The 22,311-nt window shown below is 40.2% G+C and carries 11 protein-coding genes and 1 pseudogene; 1 reads left to right on the top strand and 11 read right to left on the bottom strand.

The window, feature by feature from the left end; all coding sequences use genetic code 11:
* Positions 1-80: 80 nt before the first annotated feature.
* From ADH81_RS02365 to mecA, 10 genes and pseudogenes are all read right to left on the bottom strand, one after another.
* Complete coding sequence (locus ADH81_RS02365) at positions 81-911, bottom strand: excalibur calcium-binding domain-containing protein (RefSeq protein ID WP_080979263.1); 831 nt, start codon at positions 909-911, stop codon at positions 81-83.
* Between the two features lie 43 nt (positions 912-954).
* Positions 955-1,578 carry an alpha/beta fold hydrolase gene (locus ADH81_RS02370; protein WP_049526235.1) on the bottom strand — a complete coding sequence of 208 codons (624 nt, stop codon included), beginning with the start codon at positions 1,576-1,578 and terminating at the stop codon, positions 955-957.
* A complete protein-coding gene (pabB, locus tag ADH81_RS02375) occupies positions 1,579-3,300 on the bottom strand; it encodes an aminodeoxychorismate synthase component I (protein WP_049526237.1) in 1,722 nt (573 codons plus the stop codon).
* A gap of 115 nt (positions 3,301-3,415) precedes the next feature.
* Positions 3,416-9,208 (bottom strand): SIALI-17 repeat-containing surface protein, encoded by a 5,793-nt coding sequence (locus ADH81_RS02380; protein ID WP_049526239.1) that lies wholly within the window; start codon positions 9,206-9,208, stop codon positions 3,416-3,418.
* Positions 9,209-9,359: 151 nt separating this feature from the next.
* Positions 9,360-9,514 (bottom strand): annotated as a pseudogene (locus ADH81_RS10625) (helix-turn-helix domain-containing protein).
* A 78-nt stretch (positions 9,515-9,592) separates the two neighbouring features.
* The gene (gene msrB / locus ADH81_RS02385; RefSeq protein ID WP_049526241.1) at positions 9,593-10,708 is read right to left on the bottom strand and encodes a peptide-methionine (R)-S-oxide reductase MsrB; all 1,116 of its coding nucleotides are present in this window, start codon (positions 10,706-10,708) and stop codon (positions 9,593-9,595) included.
* Between the two features lie 9 nt (positions 10,709-10,717).
* Positions 10,718-11,278, bottom strand: a complete 561-nt coding sequence (locus ADH81_RS02390; RefSeq protein WP_049526243.1) for a TlpA family protein disulfide reductase — start codon at positions 11,276-11,278, stop codon at positions 10,718-10,720.
* Positions 11,279-11,436: 158 nt separating this feature from the next.
* Complete coding sequence (locus ADH81_RS02395) at positions 11,437-17,331, bottom strand: ZmpA/ZmpB/ZmpC family metallo-endopeptidase (protein ID WP_049526244.1); 5,895 nt, start codon at positions 17,329-17,331, stop codon at positions 11,437-11,439.
* Position 17,332: 1 nt separating this feature from the next.
* Positions 17,333-17,896, bottom strand: a complete 564-nt coding sequence (locus ADH81_RS02400) for a TIGR01440 family protein (protein ID WP_049526246.1) — start codon at positions 17,894-17,896, stop codon at positions 17,333-17,335.
* Positions 17,897-18,402: 506 nt separating this feature from the next.
* Positions 18,403-19,140, bottom strand: coding sequence for an adaptor protein MecA (gene mecA / locus ADH81_RS02405; protein WP_049526248.1), 738 nt, complete (start codon positions 19,138-19,140; stop codon positions 18,403-18,405).
* Positions 19,141-19,264: 124 nt separating this feature from the next.
* On the opposite strand from mecA, the gene ADH81_RS02410 reads away from it, so the two are divergent.
* Entirely contained in the window at positions 19,265-20,743 is a 1,479-nt protein-coding gene (locus ADH81_RS02410; protein ID WP_049526250.1) for an oligosaccharide flippase family protein, read from the top strand.
* 179 nt (positions 20,744-20,922) lie between these two features.
* On the opposite strand, the gene ADH81_RS02415 is transcribed toward ADH81_RS02410, so the two are convergent.
* Positions 20,923-22,182, bottom strand: a complete 1,260-nt coding sequence (locus tag ADH81_RS02415; protein WP_049526251.1) for a TRZ/ATZ family protein — start codon at positions 22,180-22,182, stop codon at positions 20,923-20,925.
* Positions 22,183-22,311 lie beyond the last annotated feature (129 nt).

Raw genomic sequence — 22,311 nt, forward strand, 5'->3', positions numbered from 1 at the left:
AAATGCTTACAGTACTAGTATAACAAAATCTGACCATCAGTGCAAAGGTTTGCATTAACTTTCCAGAATTTTTTTCTATTCTATGGTTTCCACAAACCAGAAGCATCTACATAATAGCGTCCGCCATCCACTCGCTCATTCTTAGCCATTTTACCATCCGATTTCAAATAGTAATTTCCTTGCCATGCATTGCGAGCATAAGATCCATCTGATTTCAAGTAATACCAGGCTTGGTAAGAAGAGTCATAGACCCATTCACTCTGAGCCATTTTACCATTTGACTTGAGGTAGTATGCACCTTGCCAAGTATTATGCGCATAAGATCCATCTGATTTCAGATAATACCAGGCTTTGTAGTAAGAATCATAAATCCATTCACCCTGAGCCATTTTACCATCTGATTTGAGGTAGTAACTTCCTTGCCAAGTATTGCGGGCATAAGATCCATCTGATTTGAGGTAATACCAAGCTTGGTAATAGTTATCATATACCCACTCATTCTCAGCCATTCTTCCATCCGACTTGAGGTAGTAGGCCCCCTGCCAAGTATTTGTTACTGGTTTCCCATTTTCAGAAAAATAGTACCAAGATCCATTCTGACGAACCCAGCCACTTTCAGCTGCTACACTTGGGGTAGGTGCTACATTGTTGTTAGCTTGAGATGCACTCGTCTTTTTCTCTTTTAAAACTCCCTGAGGCGCATTCTTCGATTCACAAGCGATTCCATCATGATCCTTATCCAGAGTGGCAGAATAACCTGGTTCTCCCTTATGAATATCTGCATATCCATTCTCCCAAGCTTCCTTACAGCTTGAAAAATGGATACTTTCATCTGCCACAACAGGTTGTAAAAACAAAGCTAGGACAGGTAAAGAAGCTAGGCCTAGTTTTAATAAATGACGTTTGTTCATGATTTTCTCCTAAAATTATAATATCAATCTCAATATTATTTTATCAAACTTGTTTCAGCAATTCAAGAAAACTTCTGGTTAATTCTGCAAACTCTTTTGGTTTTGCCTTATTCAAGACATGAGGGCCGTCAGAGATGATCTCAAACTGAGAATCTGGCATCAGTTCATGAATACTTTTCATTGAACTGAGATTAGGCTTATCCTGACTACCACAAATTAACAAGCTTGGATAGGGACAATTCCGTGCAATCTCTCTTAAATCAAGTGTTTTTAATTCCTCAGAAACTCCAACCATAAGAGCCTTATCTGCCCCCTGCTTCTCATATATCCTCTTAGGAAGCAATTTGAATATCAGCAACTGAATGTAAAAAGGAATGTTACCTGCTAATTTCAGTGGACATCCTGACAAAACCAAGGCCTGAAGATATTGTATCTCATAACTTGAAAGCTCCAATGCAAGTGCAGCCCCTAAAGACAAACCGATTAAGACAAAAGGTTCTGTCTCCTCTGATAAGTGCTGATAAATACGCTCTTTGGCTTCTTGATAAGTCCCAACTCCAGAAGGGAATAAGTCTAGGGCTTCAGAAGGATAATCTGCCAGTAAATCCTGAACTTCTTTCCAACTATCTGCTGACTGACCTAGGCCATGTAAAAATATAAGTTTCAATTAGTTCTCCTTTACTGACAATTCATACAAGCCCCTGACTGCATTACAGCCATAGATGACATCTGCTCGCTTCAAATCTTCTATGGTCAATATCTTCTCTTCTACTTGTCCGCTTTCAAGCAAATGATTTCGATAAATCCCTGGTAACAGTCCTAGATGACTAGGTGGCGTATAGAGCTTGCCCTCCATTTTTAAGACCAGATTCCCAATAGAGGTTTCAAGCAGTTTTCCATCAGCAGTGTGATAGATGATTTCCTGCTCTCCCATTGTCAAATGCGGTCTGTGTGTCGTCTTAAAGTAGGTAAAGGCCTGCTCCAAATCAGCTTCTTGCAGACAAAATTTAGCCTGACAAAAGTTAGAGCTAAGTGGTGTCAATACTTGTCGTTCAATTTCTATTTCTCCAGATTTGCTGAGACTGATTCGCAAACGGTAGTCTTGCTGGAGGTCACAGGCCTGACACTCTTTCTCTATCTCTTGTCTCAAACTATCTTCATCAAATGGAAAGGCAAAATAACGACTAGCCTTTTGTAGTCTTTCTAGATGTTGCTTTTCAAAGAGCAAGGTTTTCTGGCTGATTTTTCCTGTCGTTATCAGCTTAAAATGAGGCTGTTTGCGATATAGAACAGCAGCCTTTTGCTGGACTTCACGGTATTCTGACTCCCAAGTACTATCCCAAGTGATGCCTCCACCGACTCCATAGAGGGCTTGCCCTCTATGCAGTTGAATGGTTCGAATAGCCACATTGAAAATCCGTCTACCATTGGGAAGTAAGAGTCCAACAGTTCCACAGTAAACTCCTCTAGATTGGGGCTCCAAGTCCTTGATAATTTCCATGGTCGCTATCTTGGGTGCTCCTGTGATGGAACCACATGGAAAGAGTGAACGGAAGATTTCTACTAGGTCAATATCTGGTCGTAACTGACTCTTGATGGTCGAAGTCATCTGCCAAACCGTTGAATACTGTTCCACCTGACATAAACGTTCCACATGCTCACTTCCCACCTCAGACAGACGATTCATATCATTGCGCAAGAGGTCCACTATCATCATGTTTTCTGAACGATTTTTGGGATCCTGTTCCAACCAAGCCGCCTCTTTCAAGTCGTCATCGTTATTCAAACCACGTTTAGTTGTGCCCTTCATAGGACGAGTCGTCAATTCATGCCCATTTTGCTCAAAAAATAGTTCTGGACTCATGGAAATCACTGCCATGTCGTCATGTTCAACATAGGCATTGTAACCTGCCTCCTGCTCTATCACCATGCGATTGTAGATAGCAAAAGGATTGGCAGATAACTCCTGTTTGAGTTGAACAGTATAATTGACCTGATAAGTGTCCCCTTGCCTTAAATGATGGTGAATCTGAGCAATGGCCTTTTCATAGTCCTCTGCAGATGTTACTTCCTGCCAATTTGAAGGCAAATCCACCTCCTCATAAGTCAGAGGAATGCTAGATTTTTCAACGCTGTCATGAATAGTGAAATAGAGGAGATACTCTCCTAACAAGGGACCCTCGTGAACCACCAACTTCTCCTCAAAAGCTGGCGCAGCCTCATAGCTGACATAACCCACCACATAATAGCCCTGTTCTTGGTAGCTTTCCACTTGAGCTAACAAGTCTGTCACTTCTGCTAAATCTCTGGTTTTTAACTCTTTGATAGGCTGGGTAAAGGTGTATCGCTCACCCAAAGCTCTAAAATCAATCACTGTTTTTCTATGCATATCCTAAGTATACCATAAAAGCCAGACCCCAAACAGGAGATCTGGCAATTTTATTCTTTGAGAATGCTAAAGTAGATTTCACTTCCTTAGGAAATCTGAACACACTCTCTTTTATCTATCCTTTGGGAAAGAGTTCGGATGAAAAGGCATCTGTGACCTGCAATAGTTTTTGGAAGACTTTTTTCTTCAGAGCTACTGTATAGTTGGCAACTGAGCCTCCATACTTGAAGTTTCGGTAATCCGTTTCTACTGCTTGGTCAAACAAGTCTTGCAATTTCTCGTAAGAATCAATTTGCTGACCATCAATTTCAAAACCATGGATTCCTCGTTTAGCCTTAGCAATAATAGCGTCAAACCAGGCCTTCTTCCATTCTTCTAAGTTCTGGTATTTGCCTTTCGAAACCTTCTGGATGATGAAATCATCTCCAAGGGTGTCATGCCCCTCGCTTAACGCCTCATCCTTGTACTTGTTAGAAGCATAACCTAGGAAACCATTTTCGTAGCCATAATAACCCCACATACGGAAGGCATTATGCTTGAAGGAGATGGCTCCTGGAGCTCCCTGACTTGTGTTTCCACCATAGATAGCATCCACCATTTTGACATTGACATAAGCTGTCTTGAGTTCTTCTGGTCGATAAGTTCCCTGATAATGCCTATTGGTAATGATGTTATGTTTGATTAGGTCATCCACAGAATTTAGCTGAGTTTTGGCTTCCTCAGCCGTCAATGGACGAACATAGTCCCACTGGTTAGGAGCAAGGAGTTTATTATCTTGGTCCTGATGACGCATTTGCTTGGTCATCTTGCTAAACCAAGCCTTCTTCAAAGCCAGATCATTCTTAGCGAGAACTCGTTCTCCTTCCAGATAATCTAGAAGCATCAAGGCCTCGTTATAACCCTTCATGTAGTGGTCAATCTGCTGGCGTGTTTGCAACTTGGTTGGATCTGGATTGTACCATTGATCCCCATCATTTGGTCGCATGTAAGCCATGTTGAGCCCGAGAGCGCCGTACTCACCCTGATGACCTTCCTCAGCCGGTGACTGGAGCATACCCTGAGCATAGGCTTCTACATAGGTTCCTTCACGGTGTTTGTAGCCACCCAGATAGACAATGCGATCGTTTACGTGAGTTGTCTCATGGGTGTAGACAGACAAGCCATACTCACTCATCATATCGATTTCCACAAAGTGAACAGCATCTCTGGCATTAATTTTAGGATAGATAGAGGCATAAGCTCCTAGCTTATTGTCCTTATAGTAGCGACCTGCTGGTCCAAATACCTCACGAATTGGCGCGTAGTCTTCCATACCACTAGTATGTCCATAACGCTCTACCCAGCCACGTCCATCAACGCGATAGCCTTCCCAAACTGGTGTAGCTACATTAAAGTCACTCTTAACCATACGGTCTTTAACTTCATCAGTAGCAAGTCGATACCAGAAGTCCAAGTAAGTCAACTGACGGTCCGCTACTAGATCAATGTCAGCTTTCATCTGGTCTATGGTTTTACCAGATTTATCTGCTGATCCAAAAGTAATGGTATTGTAGTTGGAAATCAGGAACATCTGTGCCTTCTTGACATTCAACAAAGGCAGAATCATATTGCGATGCAACCAGTTATTAAGATTGTCATAAGCCCGATGCTTCCGATTTGCAATTTCTTGATTCTTAGAAGCTCGCTCTGCTATGTAGACATGGCCCTTGGTGGCATTCACAAACCAGTCATTCATATCCTTGTCAGTCGTCAATAACTGTCTGTTGTAGTCTAAGAAGGCATGTAAATCTTCAGATTTTGTATCCTTGGCTAGGACTCTGGCAAAAGTTTCATGAGTCTGGTCGCCTTTTAGGTTGTTCTCTCTTGAACCAAGTTCAATCAATCGATCCAAGATATCCACATTTTGGCCATAAAAATCTGGTCTAAAGAGCATGAGTTCTTTCAGCTTGTAATCCGCAAATCGGATACCGTAATAGCGATTAAGATAAGCAAGTCCCAGCATGACAGCTGACTGATGATCCTGAATTTTTTTCTTCAGAGCAGCGGTACTAGCAGGTGAATCATTCCACTGGTAGTCTAGATTTGTAAGTAACTTATCAACCAGGCTTCCCAGCTGCGCTTTGACTTCTGCAAAGCTTTCTTCTAGATACCAATTCTTCACAGCCTCAACCTTCTTATCAAGTCTAGTGGTTTGATCATCTAGGATTCGATAAACTCCATCCGACTGTAAGTCCACTGTTTTCAGGATAGATGTCAAGTCCTTAACAAGGGCTGAACGGTCCTTAACCAGCATATCTGGAGTATAAAGCACATCTAAGTCAGCAATCTTGTATTCCTTAACAGCAGTCAAGCCAGAATTCTGAGCACTAATCGCAAATACATCCTTGGTCTTGTCTGCATAATGAACCATGATATGGTCTGCCACTGAAAGATCCGTTACAAAGTCTTTCCCTTTCATGGCGATAACAGAGATTACCTCTTTCTTGGCTAGATTGTGATCAAGATCCAGTTTGTTCCCTTGATTCACGATCCATTCTTTATTGTAGAAAGGTTGCAATTTTTCAAGGTTGCGATAGGCTTGATCATGGCGGCTATCATAATCTTGGATATCCTGATAAGCGTATTCTTTTACACCAGCAATCGCAGGAGAATCAGCACTTGACTTAGCTAGATAGTAGCTAAAGCCTTCTTCAAAATTTTTCTGATCATTGCGTTGAATCAAGTCAGTTGCTTCAGCATTCACCTTATAATATTCTTTTCCATCAATTCTCTCAGTTTGGATTGACTTGATGGCTAAACGGCTGGTCTTATGGTCCTCTGAATTAATCTTGAGATAATAGTCTTCCAAGTTTCTTGGCACTTCTGTCAAGTGCTGAATCACAGACTCTTTGCCATTTTCAACCTTAACAAGGCTTGTTTCCTTAATATCTTTTATTTCCAGCTTTTTAAGTTCTAAACGAAGCTTCTTGTCCTCAAGTAGAGTGCTCTCTTCACCCTTACCACGATTAAAGACCATCCTTGTAGATATGGTGTAATCCGTATAAAGTTTCAGATTATCAACTGTTGCTTCCAGCTGATCACTCGTTAAGTCAATGGTCTGATCCTCTAGCCCCTTGGCTTTAATAGTGGCACTAATTTTTGAAACGGAAACACCATCTGCCTTCTCCAAGTTATAACTTAAGCGAGCTGAACGGCCCATCGAATTTCCAGTAATATTTGAAAGAGTTAGGACAGGTTCAGGTTTAATTTCTTCTTTTTCCTTGCTGCCACGGATGATAACCTGATCTTTAGCTTCTGTTAAAATCCGTGTTGTCTCTTTCAGCTCTGAGATACGTTTCCCATCTTTTTCCTCATAGCTGGTAACAATCTCTTTCTCACCATCTTGACCGACTTGCTCGATTCTTGTTTCACCGACAAGCATGTCTGGATCAATCTTTTCCCTAGTTTGTTTAGGAATCAACTCTTTTCGGACTTCAACATGTAGAGTCGGTTTTGCATCTTGAATGAGCGCTTCAGTGGCATTCACACCACCACTATAGCTAGGGAGTTCCTGTTTCAGTGTGTCAACTGGGACTGCGCCTCCTTCATAATCTGGTAGGCTTTCAGCTACTGTACCCGGACCATTAACGCCACCTTCAAATATTGGTTTAGACGGCTCAACTAAAGATTCGCCTGATACACCGCCTGTGAACTCTGATTTGTCATGGACTTCTGGCACGCCACTTTGACTACTCAATTCTGGTGCATACTCTGGTAAGGCTTCGGACACTGCACCCAGGCCATTAACTCCGCCTTCATAGCTAGGTCGGGCAGGCTCAACAAGCGGTTCACCATTAATGCCACCTGTGAATTCAGGACGTTCCTGTTTCAGTGTGTCAACTGGAACTGCACCACCTTTATAATCTGGCAAGGCTTCAGCTACTGCTCCTTGGCCATTAACACCACCTTCATAGCTAGGTCGGACAGGTTCAACAAGCGGTTCACCATTAACGCTACCTGTAAACTCGGAGAGTTCCTGTTTCAAAGTTTCAACTGGAACTGCACCACCTTCATACTCTGGTAAAGTTTCAGCTACTGCTCCTTGGCCATTAACACCACCCTCAAATGTTGGTTTTGTTGGCTCAACCAAGGATTCGCCGAATACGCCGCCTGTGAACTCTGGTTTGTCATGGACTTCTGGCACGCCACTTTGACTACTCAATTCCGGTGCATACTCTGGTAAGGCTTCGGACACTGCACCCAGGCCATTAACACCACCTTCAAATGTTGGTTTTGTTGGCTCGACTAAGGATTCGCCTGATACGCCACCTGTGAATTCTGGTTTGTCATGGACTTCTGGAAGGCCACTTTGACTGCTAAATTCCGGTGTATACTCTGGTAAGGATTCAGCTACTGCATCTGGGCCATTGACTCCACCTTCAAATGTTGGTTTTGTTGGCTCAACCAAGGATTCGCCTGATACGCCACCTGTAAAGTCTGCTTTGTCGTGGACTTCTGGGACGCCACTTTGACTACTCAATTCTGGTGTATACTCTGGCAAGGATTCAGCTACTGCTCCTGGGCCATTAACACCACCCTCAAATGATGGTTTAGGTGGTTCAACTAAGGATTCGCCTGATACACCGCCTGTGAACTCTGGGTGCTCCTGTTTCAGAGTATCAACTGGGACTGCGCCTCCTTCATACTCTGGCAAGGCTTCAGCTACTGTACCTGGGCCATTGACTCCACCTTCAAATGTTGGTTTTGACGGCTCAACCAAGGAGTCGCCGGATACGCCACCTGTAAAGTCGGGTTTGGCGTGAACTTCTGGGATGCCACTTTGACTGCTAAACTCTGGGGTATACTCTGGCAAGGCTTCAGCTACTGCTCCTAGGCCATTGACTCCACCTTCAAATGTTGGTTTTGACGACTCAACCAAGGAATCGCCGGATACGCCGCCTGTAAAGTCGGGTTTGTCATGGACTTCTGGGATGCCACTTTGACTACTAAATTCTGGTGTATACTCTGGTAAGGCTTCAGCTACTGCTCCTGGGCCATTGACTCCACCTTCAAATGCCGGCTTAACCGGTTCAACCAAGGAGTCGCCGGATACGCCTCCTGTAAAGTCTGCTTTGTCATGGACTTCTGGCACGCCACTTTGACTGCTAAATTCTGGAGTATACTCTGGTAAGGCTTCGGCTACTGTACCTGGGCCATTGACTCCACCTTCAAATGTTGGTTTAGTTGACTCGACTAAGGATTCGCCGGATACGCCACCTATGAATTCAGGAATTTCAAGAATAGCTGCTTGATTTACTGGTTTTGCAGGAATTTCTGAATTTTCACTAGATGTTAGATCTTGCCCTGTTCCTCTTAAATCTGACTCTAATAAATAGCCAATATAGTCATAGCCTTTAATGTCAATAATCCCTTGAGAGAAACCATCTGCAGACACAAGGGTTTTAGTCTGATCATAAGCTAGCAAGTCCTTGTGTTCAAAAGCAAATACTTGATAAGGTAGTAATAAACTCTTACCTACAGAAGCAATCAATAACACTCCAACTATCTTAGAAGGTTTTTTCTTTGAAAATAGGAAAACCACCAAACTAGCAGTCAAAAGACCAACACCAGCCAAGGGGAAGCTGATAGATCCAGTTTGAGGTAAGACGGCTTGTCCCTGCTTACGATAGACTAGATAATAGCTCTCTTGTCTAAGTTCTTGTGGCAATTCATGATGAATGAGTTCACGTTCAGCAGCTGTCAACTCCGATTCTGCTAAATAGTGAAAGGAAACTTGCTTGGTTTCATCAGCCTGAACCAGTTTCGGTTCAAGTGTTCCTCCAATGAAGGCAAGTCCAATCAATACCGAGCCCACTCCCATGCTCAGTTTACGAATGGCAAATTTTTGTAGCTTTTTTCTATCTTCCATGTCAGCTTTGTTCTTGTCCTTAAAGACATCTCCTTTATTCCGTTTTCATAATCTTATTATAATATTTTGTTGATTTTTTTACAAAATATTTTCGAGATAAATTGATATTTTTTAAATAAAAAAGTGGATCAGCATTGGCTGAACCACATTTTTAGTCTGGTACATATTCCAATATATCACCTGGCTGACACCCCAGTTCTTTACAAATAGCTTCCAGGGTTGAAAAACGGATAGCTTTCACCTTACTTGTTTTCAAAATCAAAAATTTTCAGGAGTGATTCCAACACGTTCGATTAAATTGCCCAATCGCTTCTATAATCCAAATTCTACACTTCTTATGAATTAAAATATATTTCAAGTAAACACTTTTTAATAATCTCAAGATTACTCAACATAATCCAACAAATAGCCATAGCCCTTTTCTTCCATTTGATCCTTAGGAATAAAGCGAATGGACAGACTATTGATACAATAGCGTAGACCTCCCTTGTCCTTAGGTCCATCTGTAAAGACATGTCCTAGGTGAGAATTCCCTGTTCGACTTTTGACTTCCGTTCTGACCATATTGTATGACTTGTCTTCCTTGTAGGTCGCAACATCTGGACTGATAGGCTGGGTAAAACTTGGCCAACCACAGCCCGATTCAAATTTATCTTTCGAAGAAAAGAGAGGTTCGCCAGTCGCAACATCCACATAAAGACCTGCTTCAAATTTATCCCAGTAACGATTTGAAAAGGCACGTTCTGTTTGACCATTTTGTGTCACGGCATACTCCTCTGGAGACAAAAGTTTTTTCAATTCATCGTCGCTCGGTTTTGGATATTGACTTGCATCAATAACAGGATAGGATGCTTGATTGACATTGATATGGCAATAGCCATTAGGGTTTTTCTGGAGATAGTCTTGGTGGTAATCTTCAGCCACGATAAAATTGCTTAAGGCTTCCTTTTCAACCGCTAGAGGTTGGTCGTACTTCTTAGAAACTTGGTCAAAAACTTGATTGATGACTTCTAAATCTTTCTCATCTGTATAGTAGACTCCTGTTCTGTACTGAGTCCCCACATCATTTCCCTGCTTATTCTTACTGATTGGATTGATAATGCGGAAATAATGAAGCAAGATCTCTTTTAGAGAGATTTGATTGGCATCATAGGTCACATGAACAGTCTCAGCATGCCCAGTTTGGCCGATCAATTCATACTGGGTTGTTTCTCCTCTACCATTAGCATAACCAGAGACAGCATCTGTCACACCTGCTACTCGTGAAAAATATTCTTCGACTCCCCAGAAACAACCTCCAGCTAGATAGATTTCATGCAAGTCAGCATCTTTACTTGAATCAGTTTTTTTCTTGGCCTTTTGTCCTTGACTAACTGCTGCCTTCTCGATTTGAGTGGTATCTGTGTAGCTTGCGCTCCTTTTTTCCAAAAGAAATAAAATTCCGATAATAATGCAAATGATGATTCCAATGAATACAATTATTTTTAATTTATCATTCATGATGAGCCTCTAATCTATGCTTTTTAGCGTCTGTAAAATAGTTTCTTTGTCCATAAAACCTGGTTGGGTCTTAACGAGTCTACCTTCCTTATCAATAAAGGCCTGAGTCGGATAAGAACGAACTCCGTAACTCGCCAAAAGTTGTCCCGAAGGGTCTAACAATACTGGTAAATCTTTATAGTCCAAGCCCTGATACCATTTCTTGAAGCCTTCTTCTGCTTGCTCGCCTTTTTGACCAGGAGAAACGACTGTCAAGATTACAAAGTCATCGCCAGCTTCTTTTGCCAGTTCATCGGTATCAGGGAGGCTGGCTAGACAAATAGAACACCATGAAGCCCAAAATTTGAGATAGACCTTTTTGCCTTTGTAATCTGATAGGCGATAGGTTTTACCATCAACTCCCATAAGCTCAAAGTCTGGAACTGCTTCACCTTGTTTTGCCATTTGAGAACTAACTTGCGCATTTTTGTCTCTATTTTGCTTATCAGCTTGGTTCTCCATCTGATTGTTACAAGCCGATAGACAAACCTGACTAGTGCAGACCAATACAGTTGCTTGCCATGTTTTCATCTTCATCACCTTCTTTTTTGTTATATGAATATAGATATTGGCTTTGTAGTTCTATTATATACCTACCTTGCTAAAAATACTTAGAATCTGTTTGGAAAATCAATAATCTTCTTGATTACCAAAAAACTCCCACCTGCTAAGCAGATGAGAGCTTTGGATTATTTAAAGATAGAAGTTTTAAAGCTATCTGTTTGTTGAAGAAGTTTCTTATAAACAGCTTCCTTAAGTTTGGTTACATTATTTGTTGACACAGACTTATTACCATTCTTCTCTGTTTTTAAGGTTGCAGCATCCTTAGCAGCAGCTTCCTTGAACAAGCGAAGAAGATCACTGTAAGATGAAATGCTAGTTCCATTTACTTCAAAGGTTGTCAAACCATTTGTAGCCTTGTCTTTCACTTCTTTATAGTAAGCTTTCTTCCAATCTTCAAGATTGTTGAATTTTCCTTCAGAAATCTTGTTGATAATAAAGTCATCACCTAGGGTGTTCTTACCTGCAGCCTTAGCCTCTTGTTTATACTTATTAGTAGCATAGCCTAGGAAGCCTTTTTCATAGCCGTAGTAACCCCATAATCTGAATGTATTATGTTTAAATGACATTCCTCCAGGAGCACCTTCACTTGTGTTACCACCATAGATACCTGTCATCATAGGGACGTTGACATATGCAGAACTAAAGTCATCTGGTTTATAGATACCATTTCCTGGTCCACGGTTAGTCATAAAGTTGTTATCTACTAGGTCGTTCACGGAATGAAGTTGAATAGCTTTTTCAGTATCATTTAGAGCACGAACATTATCGTATTGGTTCTTAGAGTTTCCTCTCATTTGCTTATCAACTTTCTTGAACCAAGCATTATTCAATTCTTGACTATTTTGTCCAAGAACTGCATCAGCCTCAAGATTGTCTAACATCATCAGAGTATCGTTATAACCTTTCATGTAGTTATCGATAGCTTCACGTGATTTAAGATCATTTGGATTCGTATTATACCATTGGTTACCATCGTTAGGTCTTTCAAATGCCATGTTTAATCCTAGAGCTCCATATTCACCTTGGTGGCCTTGTGTTGCAGGTGATTGAAGCATACCTTGGGCAAAGGCTTCAACATCTGTACCTTCACGACGACCAAAATTACCGAAGTAAACAAGACGGTCATTTAAGTGTGTAGTCTCGTGTGTGAACGCAGAAGCTCCGTATTCGCTAATCATATTAGACATAACGAAAGTTACTTTAGCACGATTATCATTTGGATTATCGTAAATACTTGCATAAGCTCCAGCAACAGCTCCATTATCACCGTAGTATTCTCCTACAGGTCCATAGATTTCACGGATTGGGGCATATACTTCCGTACTATTTTTGAATTGGCCATAGCGTTCAGGCCAGCCTGGCCAACCGTGACCCCAAACATAGAATCCTTCCCAAACTGGATAGACGATATCTTTGAACAATCTATTCTTCACATTATCCAAGGCCAATCGATGCCAGAAATCAAGATAATTAATCTGACGTTGTGCGGCTAGATCAATCTCCGGTTTAAGTTTTTCCAAAGTAGTATTGTACTTATTAGCTGTACCATAAGACATCGTATCGTAAGTAGAAATGAGGAACATTTCTGTCTTATCTAGATTCAACAAAGGTAGAATCATTTTTCTATGAAGACCACGAGTCAAATTGTCATAAGCACGATATTTATGTTCGCCAACTCCTGGATTTTGAGAAGCTTTTTCTACTACATAGACCTTATCCTTAGTCGCATCAATGAACCAATCATTCATATTATCGATATTAGTGAATAATCCTCTGTTGTAGTCTAAGAAACCATTTAAATCTCCAGATTTAGTGTATTTCGCTAGAACCTCACCGAAAGCATCGTATGTTCTTGAACCACTGATATTATTCTCTTTAGATCCAATTTCAATTAATCTATCAAGAACATCAACGTTTTTACCATAGAAATCAGGTTTGAATAACATTAATTCTTTAATATTAACATCACCAAATTTAACGCCGTAGTAACGGTTTAAGTATGTTAAACCTAATAATAGGGCAGCTTTATTTTTCTCAACTTTATCAAGAATCATTTGTTGAGCTGCGGGAGAATTATTAAGTTGGTGATCTTCATTTTCAACTAGTTTAGTTACTAATGTATTAAGATTAGCTTTTACATAGTCGAAACTTTCTTCTAAGAATAGATTTTTAATCGCATTTACTTTATTAGGTCCTGTTCTGCCAAGTTTTTGGTAAATTGGATCAGATTGAAGCTCGATAGGGTTTAAGATATTTACGATACCGTTAATTAAAGCACTATGATCTTTTTGAACGATATTAGGTGTATATTTAATACCTAAGTCTGTTACAGTGTATTCTCTAACATTACTTAGACCCTCATCACTAGAAGATAGGTTGAAGTAATCTTTTGTTCCATCAGCATAGTGAACAATAATTTTGTTTGCAACACTTAGATCTGTTACAAAGTTATTATCATTCATTGGAGTAACAGAAATAACTTCTTTAGTATTTAACTTGTGGTTCTTATCTAATTTATTAGCTTGATTAACGATAAAATCTTTGTTATAGAATGGTTGTATTTTTTCAATATTCTTATAAGCAAGTTTATAGTCTGGATTGTAGTCTTGAATAGACTCATAAGCTGCTTCACGGGTGCTTACATTGTTCAACTTGTTCAATTCATAAGATTCACTTATGAATTTATCAGCTGTAATATTGTAACCAGCAACACGCTTATCAGCTTCTTCCTTAGTCAAATGTTTGAGTTTTTTAGGACTCTTGGTATCTTTACCAGTACCATCCTCAGCTGAGCTATAGCCAACTACGCCAAAAAGGTCTTTAATATGTGGGCCACCATCTTCATCGTTAACATCGTTAGAACCAAATATTTCATGACCTTTGATTACTTTAGCATATGTTACGTTATCTTGTACAGCTCCATATGGCCATGTTTTAGAGGCAATACCACCAACGTTTCTAGTATTTTTAACATCAAGGATACCCTTGGCAACAGAATTTGTTAATCTTGCTTTTGTACCTGATTTCCAACTATTTAGCATGTAAGTGACAAATGGCACTAGCATACTTGCATTTGCATTTTGCGCCGTAATAGTCGCATCTACATAGGCTCTATTGACAAAGCCCATATAGTTTGAACCAGCAATACCACCAACTGTCGAGTTATTTCCTACAGAGTTGATTTTACCAATAAAGGCGACATTTTCAACCTTACCATCTTCATCAATCTTATTGACAATACCTGCAACATCATTGTTACCAGTAACCGAACCAGTCACCTTAACATCTTCAATCAGACCTTTATTTTTAAGGTTAAATCCAACCGTAGCAATTTGATTTTGACCAGAACGATTAATATCTACATTTTCAAAGTTAATGTTCTTAATAGTCCCACCATTAATGACATTGAAGAGGGGATGTTCCAAATTATGGATAGCAAAACGTTTGTCACCATCACTCAATAGTTTACCAGTAAACTCCGAAGTAATGTAAGATTTACCTTGAGGAACAACGTTACGAGCACTCATACTTTGACCCAGTTTAAATTCACCAGCAGGATTTGCCTGAATGGCTTGGATCAATTCTCCAAAGTCGTAGAAAACACCATCCTGACTAGCTTTTGGTTTTTCAATATAGTAGGTATAAGTTTCATTAAAGCGATTATCGACATTACGTTGAACCAAGTTCTCCGCTACTGCTGTTACCTTGTAGACTTGTTTTCCATCAATTGTTGACTCTTCGATTTTTTGAACCGCTAGTAGATTGGTCTTATGGTCATTAGAGGTAACTTTCAGATAATAGTTTGACAAGTCGGTTGGCACTGAAGTCAGTCGAGTTTCATCCATTTCGATTTGATTTTCATATTTGATCAAATCCGTTCTTAGAATATCTTTAATCTCGATTTTCTTTAAATCCAGCCTTAGTGGTTCTTCCGCAAGAACTACTTCTTCATTCCCATTTCCACGATCGTAAACCATCTTAGTCGCAATCTTGTAGTCCTTGTAATACTTCAAGTTTGTAAGATTAGCAGTCAGGTCTCCCTCAGACATATTGACTGTTTGAAGGCTAGTGTCTCCATCTTTCAAAACAACTTCAAGAGATTTAATGGTTACACCTGTTGGTTTGACCAATTGGTAACGAACCTTGGCACTACGCTCTAACTCTTCTTTATCAATTTGAGTAAGTGTCAACGTTGGCTCAGTCAGGATTTGATCACCTTTTTTGATGATACGATCTTGAACTGCTTCAACAACTTCCTCTGAAATCGTTGGAGCATCTGCAGTTTTCACGCCCTTAAGAGTCTTATAGACTTTGGTAATCTTTTTCTTACCGTTTTGACCAGCTTGAGCAACAACTTCTGTTCCCTTCGGAAGAGTGCTGTCTACTTCTGTTCTTGTCTCGAAAGGAATTTCTTCAAATGAAACTTCTTCAACTTGACCTTCAATAGCCTTGGTACCACGACTAATTTTTTCGTTTACTGGAGCCTTAACAGTTTCTGTACTTGTGCTGATTGGGTCCCCAACTTTTTGACCATTAACAGTTTTATAAACGCGGTGAATTAGCTGACTTCCTGCTTGACCGTTTTGAATCACTGTTTCTTCATCAGTGTAACGAGTATCATCAGCTACATACTCCTTTGGATATGGAACTTCTACAGTTTCAGTTTCCGTGATAGTTGCTTCAGCTACTTTATACTCTGGTAATTCTGGCTGAACTAGGGATTCGCCTTGGTGACCTTCTTCTTGCGTGCCTTTGGCTGTAACCTCACCTGTATAAGCTGGGGATTCTGGTTGAACCAAAGATTCGCCTTCATGACCCTCTTCTTGGGTTCCTTTGGCACTAATCTCGCCTGTATAAGCTGGGGATTCTGGTTGAACTAGAGATTCACCTTCGTGGCCTGATTCTTGGGTGCCTTTAGCACTAATCTCACCTGTGTAGGCTGGCAATTCTGGTTGAATCAAAGATTCACCTTCATGACCTACTTCTTGAGTACCTTTTGCGCTAATCTCGCCGGTGTAGGCTGGCAACTCTGGTTGAACCAGGGATTCGCCTTCGTGGCCTTCTTCTTGGGTGCCTTTAGCACTAATCTCACCTGTGTAGGCTGGCAACTCTGGTTGAACCAAAGATTCGCCTTCGTGGCCTGCTTCTTGCGTTCCTTTAGCGTTAATCTCACCGGTATAAGCTGGAGCTTCTGGCTGAACCAAGGATTCGCCTTGGTGACCTTCTTCTTGGGTGCCTTTGGCACTAATCTCGCCGGTATAAGCTGGGACTTCTGGTTGAACCAAAGATTCGCCTTCGTGGCCTGCTTCTTGTGTGCCTTTGGCGCTAATCTCACCGGTGTAGGCTGGCAACTCTGGTTGAACCAAAGATTCGCCTTCGTGGCCTTCTTCTTGAGTTCCCTTAGCAGTCGTCATTTGCTCTGGTTGGTCTTGGAAGTCTGATGCTTTAAAGTAACCGACGTATTCGTATCCTTCGATTTGAATGACACCTTTTGCCAAGTCCTCTTGACTACTTGCTGCAATCGTTTGATTGTAGGACACCAAGATTTTATTCTCAAAGGCTTGAGCTGACTGAGGGATAAAGTAACTACCACCTAGAGCTCCAATAAAGAGAAGGCCAAGCATTTTATTGCGGTGTTTTTTAGACATCACCACAACAACCATAGACGCTGTTGCAAAACCAAGAGTTGCTAGTGCCAACTCCTTGCTTCCAGTGTTCGGCAATTGTTGAGAATTCACTTCCTTTTTTCTGTAAACAAGATAGACAACATCATCTTGCTTTAAATCTGAAGGGAGTTCGTGATGGATCAAAGCTTTTTCTGCTTCTGTCAATTCTTGTTCAGCCAAATAACGGTAATGAACTTGGTTGGGTGTTGCCACTTCGTTAGCTGAAACAGTTTCAACTAAAAAGTTATTTGCCCCCAAAAGAAATGTCCCGATAACTGCAGAACCGACACCAACCGAGAACTTCCGAATAGAGTATTTAATGACTCTCTCAAACTGCATTTTTCTAGTATTCATTTTATATCTTCCTAATATGATCTATTGGATATTGAGCACGCGCCCCTCCAATGAGTTTTGGTCGACTAGCAAGTGCCGTTACATGAGCCTGACCAATCTCTCTTAAGACTGGTCGAATGGGTACCTGAACATGTTTGATATGCATACCGATAGCTGTATCACCAATGTCTAGACCAGCATCTGCCCTGATAAATTCGACCTCCACAGGATCCTTCATATAGCGGAAGGCGGCCAACTGACCAGAACCTCCTGCATGTAAGGTCGGGAGTACACTCACAATCTCCAACTGATGTTTTATAGCTACTTCTCGTTCAACAACTAAAGCCCGATTGACATGTTCACAACCTTGAACAGCTAGGTGAATTCCCTTAGCCGTCAACAGTTCCAACATAGTCTTGACAATAAGTTCACCGATTTCCTGACTCGAATCTTTTCCGATGTGTCCTCCCAGCACTTCACTCGAAGACAAACCCAAGACAAATAGTGCTCCCTCCTGTAAAGAAGCCTTGTCTAATACATCTTCAAGTATCTGCTGTGTTTCTGTTTGAATCCGTCTTTGGTCCATTTTTCACCTCGCTTTTTTTCATTCTATCATATCGTTTTTCATCAATTTTAGCAAGATTGGAAGGCATAGGAATACCATTTGCTAGGATTCAAAAACTATATGAGGGCTCTTTTTAAAAACTGATTCAAATTCATCTAGTTTCAAATATAAGATAAAATTATACTTTGAAAACAAAAAAAAATATAATAGTTTAGTAAAATCGTTGATGTAATAACATTTACACCTAAAAGATTTGTCAGTCAATTCGATTATAAACTACCGAAAAGCAACTTCTACCATTCTACCCCATTTCTTCTATTAAAGCTACTACTTTGCTTATTTTTTAGGCACTTTTTCTTCCTTGTAGCTTTAGATGATGATTCAGAAAATTTTCATGAAATGATGCTAAAACTTTAATTTTATCCTCAAATTATAATATGACAGTTTTTTGGATACAAACTGAATCCAATTTAAAAAAACTAGATTTTACAAAAACAGAGAAGGGTAGCTTCTCTGTTTTTTATAGATTAAACTTTTTGGAGTCCTTGGACAGCATCATGATTGATGAGTAGTTGCCCATATTCTTGTAGGACAGAACGACTGATATCACTATCATCCGCAAATTCGCGCATACGTGCCAACAACCAAGCTGGATAAAGGCTAGGTTGATCTTCTACATCAACTAATACTGTCAAATAGTACTGGTCATTCATCTTGTAGAGTTCTGAAGTTTCTATTTGGTAGTCAACCGTTTTGGCAAAAGAAACCAAACTAGATAAATCGTCAAAACGTAAGATGTAGTAGATATAAGGCTCTCTTTTTCCTTCTTCTACTTCGAGGGTTTCATCAAGCGCTGCTTCTTCTTCCTTTTCAACCTGCTCTAAAGATTGAATGGCTTCAATATCATCTTTAGTTTTTTCTGCCATGGTTTTCTCCAAGGTTTTTAAAAACTCATCTGGAGACATTTTAGCCAACTCATCCATATCAGGAAGATCTGCCAAATCGTCAAAATCTAAATTCTGGTCGATCTTAGATTTTGTCACAAAAACATCAACCTTGTCTGGCTTAGGTGTTACTCGGAAGCTAAGCATGCCCGTATCCAAGAAACTGTCTGGCATCTCTAACTCATCCAAGATTGCGTAGAAAAATTCTTCTGTTTTCTCTTGTGGAACGAGAAAGTCTGCGATTTCCATTCCACGATCCATCAAATCTTCTAAAGACATGGTGATTTTTAAAGTCGTATCACTGATTTGTTTCATTTTCATAGTTCGTAACCTCATACTTTCAGTTCTATCTATTATACAAGATTTCAAAAATTTTATCAAAAGAATGGCGTTGGAATGTGATATAATACTAGTATCTATTTTAGAATATAAGAAAGAAAATTTCATGAAAAATATTAAAGTAAATGCTTTGGCTAGCTTGCTGGTCAATATCTTAAATATCGTTTTTCCTTTGATTACTAATCCCTATCTAACACGGATTCTTAGTAAATCCAATTACGGTTACTTCAACACTGCCAACACCTGGGCAAGCTTTGTCATTCCACTTGCTGCCTTTGGGATTTACAATTATGGGATTCGAGCTATCAGTAAGGTTAAGGATGATAAGAATAAGATCAATTATGTCTTTTCTAAGTTATTCTATATTTCCCTGATTACTTCAATTCTGACAACAGCTATCTATTTCCTCTTTATTCACTTTGATACCAGTATTGTCAATCTAAAAATCCTTTACTACATCCTTGGCATCCAAGCTCTCTTCCAATTTCTGAATATCGAGTGGATGAATGAAGCCTACGAGAATTATTCCTTTATACTTTATAAAACACTGATTATTCGGATTGGAATGTTGGTGGCTATCTTTGCCTTCGTCAAGACACCTGATGACATCGTTCCTTATGCTAGCATCATGAGTGCGACAACTATCATCAACTATCTACTCAGCTTCCTCTGGATTAAACGAGAGGTCTCCTTTGTTAAGATTGAGTTCATCGAACTTCTCAAGTCATCTAAACCACTCTTAACCATGCTCCTTCTGGCAAATGCTAATATGCTCTATACCTTGCTGGATCGTATGTTCATCACTAAAGGACCTGATGAGAATTTCATCTCTTACTACACCATCGCCTCCAGTATCGTTATGCTGATTGCTAGTGTTCTTAGTGGCGCTATCAACGTCAGTATCCCACGACTTGGTTATTATCTAGGAAAAAAAGATTTTACTTCTTATAAAAATTTGGTCAATCAGGGTGCATCACTGTTTTACTTCCTCATGGTCCCTACCAGTATTGGTATTATGGTTTTAGGAACCTATGCTACAGTTATCTACTCTTCTGAGAAGTATCTAGAAGCAGGAATCGTAACGAGTGTCTTTGCCTTTCGTACCATTATCTGGGCTATCGAATTAATCCTTGGAAAACAGATTATCTTTATTAATGACCATGAAAATCGTTTGACCGCCTTCTACTTTATCGGTGGCGGTGTCAATGTCATTCTAAACTCTCTACTCCTTTTTAACAATATCTATACTCCAGCATACTACATTGGGACAACCATTATAGCTGAATCAATTGTAGTTCTGCTAGAAATTCGCTTTATTCAGAAGCATAAACTATTGGATTTGAGAGAGATTTTTACAACCTTGGCTCGCTACACAATCGTGTCACTCGGTTTCATCCCAATTTATTATGTTTTTAAAATCCTCTTCCAAGTTTATAGCTATGAAGTTACGATGAAGATGATTAGCATGGTTCTATGCACAATTGTTGCTTGCGGCATCTATTACGCTATCACACTCTTTATTATCAAAGATAAAACACTTCATTATGCACTTGACCTAGTTCGTGCAAGGATTAAAAGAGGATAAAGGTCTGTATCCCTCTCAAAAGTGTTCAGATTAAATATTATGCAACAAAAAGAAGACCTTACAGAGTCTTCTTTTTTCTATACGGTCCACACAATAAATACTCACTCAATAAACTTGTTAGAGCATACGAAGTCAAGACAACACCGACCTAGCTTTAAAAAATTTAGAAAGAGTATCACTTACAAATCTACTGTTAGTACCTTCCCAGCTCTCACGACTTGCTCACCTGCAATGTAGACGTCATCAACGTCACTGGATTTAACAGCATAAACTAAATGAGAGAGCATGTTTTCATGAGGTTGGAGATGGATTTTTCCTTGCGGTTGGATAACGAGAAAATCTGCTTGCTTGCCGACTTCTAGGCTACCAATCTCATCTTCCATTCCTAGTACCTTAGCTCCTTCAATCGTCAGTGCCTTGAGAGCAGTTTCAATAGGAAATTGACTGGCATCACCGCTCTTCATCTTCTGTAAAAGGGCCGCCGTGCGTCCTTCCTCAAACATATCAAGATTATTATTAGAAGCAACAGAGTCCGTCGCGATACCAACTGGCACTCCAACCTTTTGAAGTTGGATAATCGGTGCAATACCTGAAGCTAGTTTGAGGTTGCTGATAGGATTGTGGGCGATTGCAACTTGCGAATCTGCCAAGCGTACTATCTCTGCTTCATTTAACTCCACTCCATGGGCAAATACAGCCTGATGATCTAAATACCCAAGTTCATCTAGAAAGGCTATTGGACGTTTACCATAACGTTTCAGGATAATCCCTGACTCTTCCTGTGTTTCTGCCACATGGATATGAAGTGGAATATCTTCTTCTTTTGCTAGGTTCAAACTAGCCTCTAACAATTCTCGACTACAACTGTAGGGCGAATGAGGGGCCACCATTACCTTGAAATTGGGATCCTGATAGCTTTTGATTGTCCCGATGACAGCACGAGTTCTTGATATAGTCTCATCTGTGGTCTCCATGTCTGAAGAAAAGAGAGTTGGAGAAAAATAGCAACGCATCTTGGATGCCTTGACTGCATCATAAATCTTATCTATCTCCACTCCATTAGGATTGTACATATCATTGAAAGTTGTCGTTCCTGACTGAAGCATTTCTGTCAGCGCCTCTTTGACGGCCTTTGTAGTCATCTCTGGTGTAAATTCTGCTTCTGCTGGCCAGATATAGTCCTCTAGCCATTCGTGGAGATCGCTATCATCACGAATCCCCCTCAAGCCTGTCATGGCAGAATGGGTATGGCAGTTAACCAAACCAGGCATAATCCAAGCACCCTGATAGTCTATGATTTGATCTGCTTGCTTGAGAACTTCTTGATTTTCCTGACCGACATAGACGATTTGAGAATTTTCAAGAGCTAAGATACCATCCAAGTAGACATGGAAATCCTGGTCACAAGTCACGATATTTACATGCTGAAAGACTTTCATCAATAGGCTCCTTTTCTAAATTATACTCTTCGAAAATCAAATTCAAACCACGTCAGCGTCGCCTTACCGTATATATGTTACTGACTTCGTCAGTTCTATCTACAACCTCAAAGCAGTGCTTTGAGCAAC

The sequence above is a fragment of the Streptococcus pseudopneumoniae genome, assembly GCF_001072925.1.
GTDB lineage: Bacteria > Bacillota > Bacilli > Lactobacillales > Streptococcaceae > Streptococcus > Streptococcus pseudopneumoniae_Q.

Bases quoted from the DNA above. Each gene is read 5' to 3' on its own strand.
- ADH81_RS02410 (WP_049526250.1), top strand. From the start codon at position 19,265: ATGAAAAATATTAAAGTAAATGCTTTGGCTAGCTTGCTGGTCAATATC.
- ADH81_RS02380 (WP_049526239.1), bottom strand. From the start codon at position 9,208: ATGGAAGATAGAAAAAAGCTACAAAAATTTGCCATTCGTAAACTGAGC.
- ADH81_RS02365 (WP_080979263.1), bottom strand. From the start codon at position 911: ATGAACAAACGTCATTTATTAAAACTAGGCCTAGCTTCTTTACCTGTC.
- ADH81_RS02390 (WP_049526243.1), bottom strand. From the start codon at position 11,278: ATGAAAACATGGCAAGCAACTGTATTGGTCTGCACTAGTCAGGTTTGT.
- msrB (WP_049526241.1), bottom strand. From the start codon at position 10,708: ATGAATGATAAATTAAAAATAATTGTATTCATTGGAATCATCATTTGC.
- ADH81_RS02400 (WP_049526246.1), bottom strand. From the start codon at position 17,896: ATGGACCAAAGACGGATTCAAACAGAAACACAGCAGATACTTGAAGAT.
- pabB (WP_049526237.1), bottom strand. From the start codon at position 3,300: ATGCATAGAAAAACAGTGATTGATTTTAGAGCTTTGGGTGAGCGATAC.
- ADH81_RS02415 (WP_049526251.1), bottom strand. From the start codon at position 22,182: ATGAAAGTCTTTCAGCATGTAAATATCGTGACTTGTGACCAGGATTTC.
- mecA (WP_049526248.1), bottom strand. From the start codon at position 19,140: ATGAAAATGAAACAAATCAGTGATACGACTTTAAAAATCACCATGTCT.
- ADH81_RS02395 (WP_049526244.1), bottom strand. From the start codon at position 17,331: ATGAATACTAGAAAAATGCAGTTTGAGAGAGTCATTAAATACTCTATT.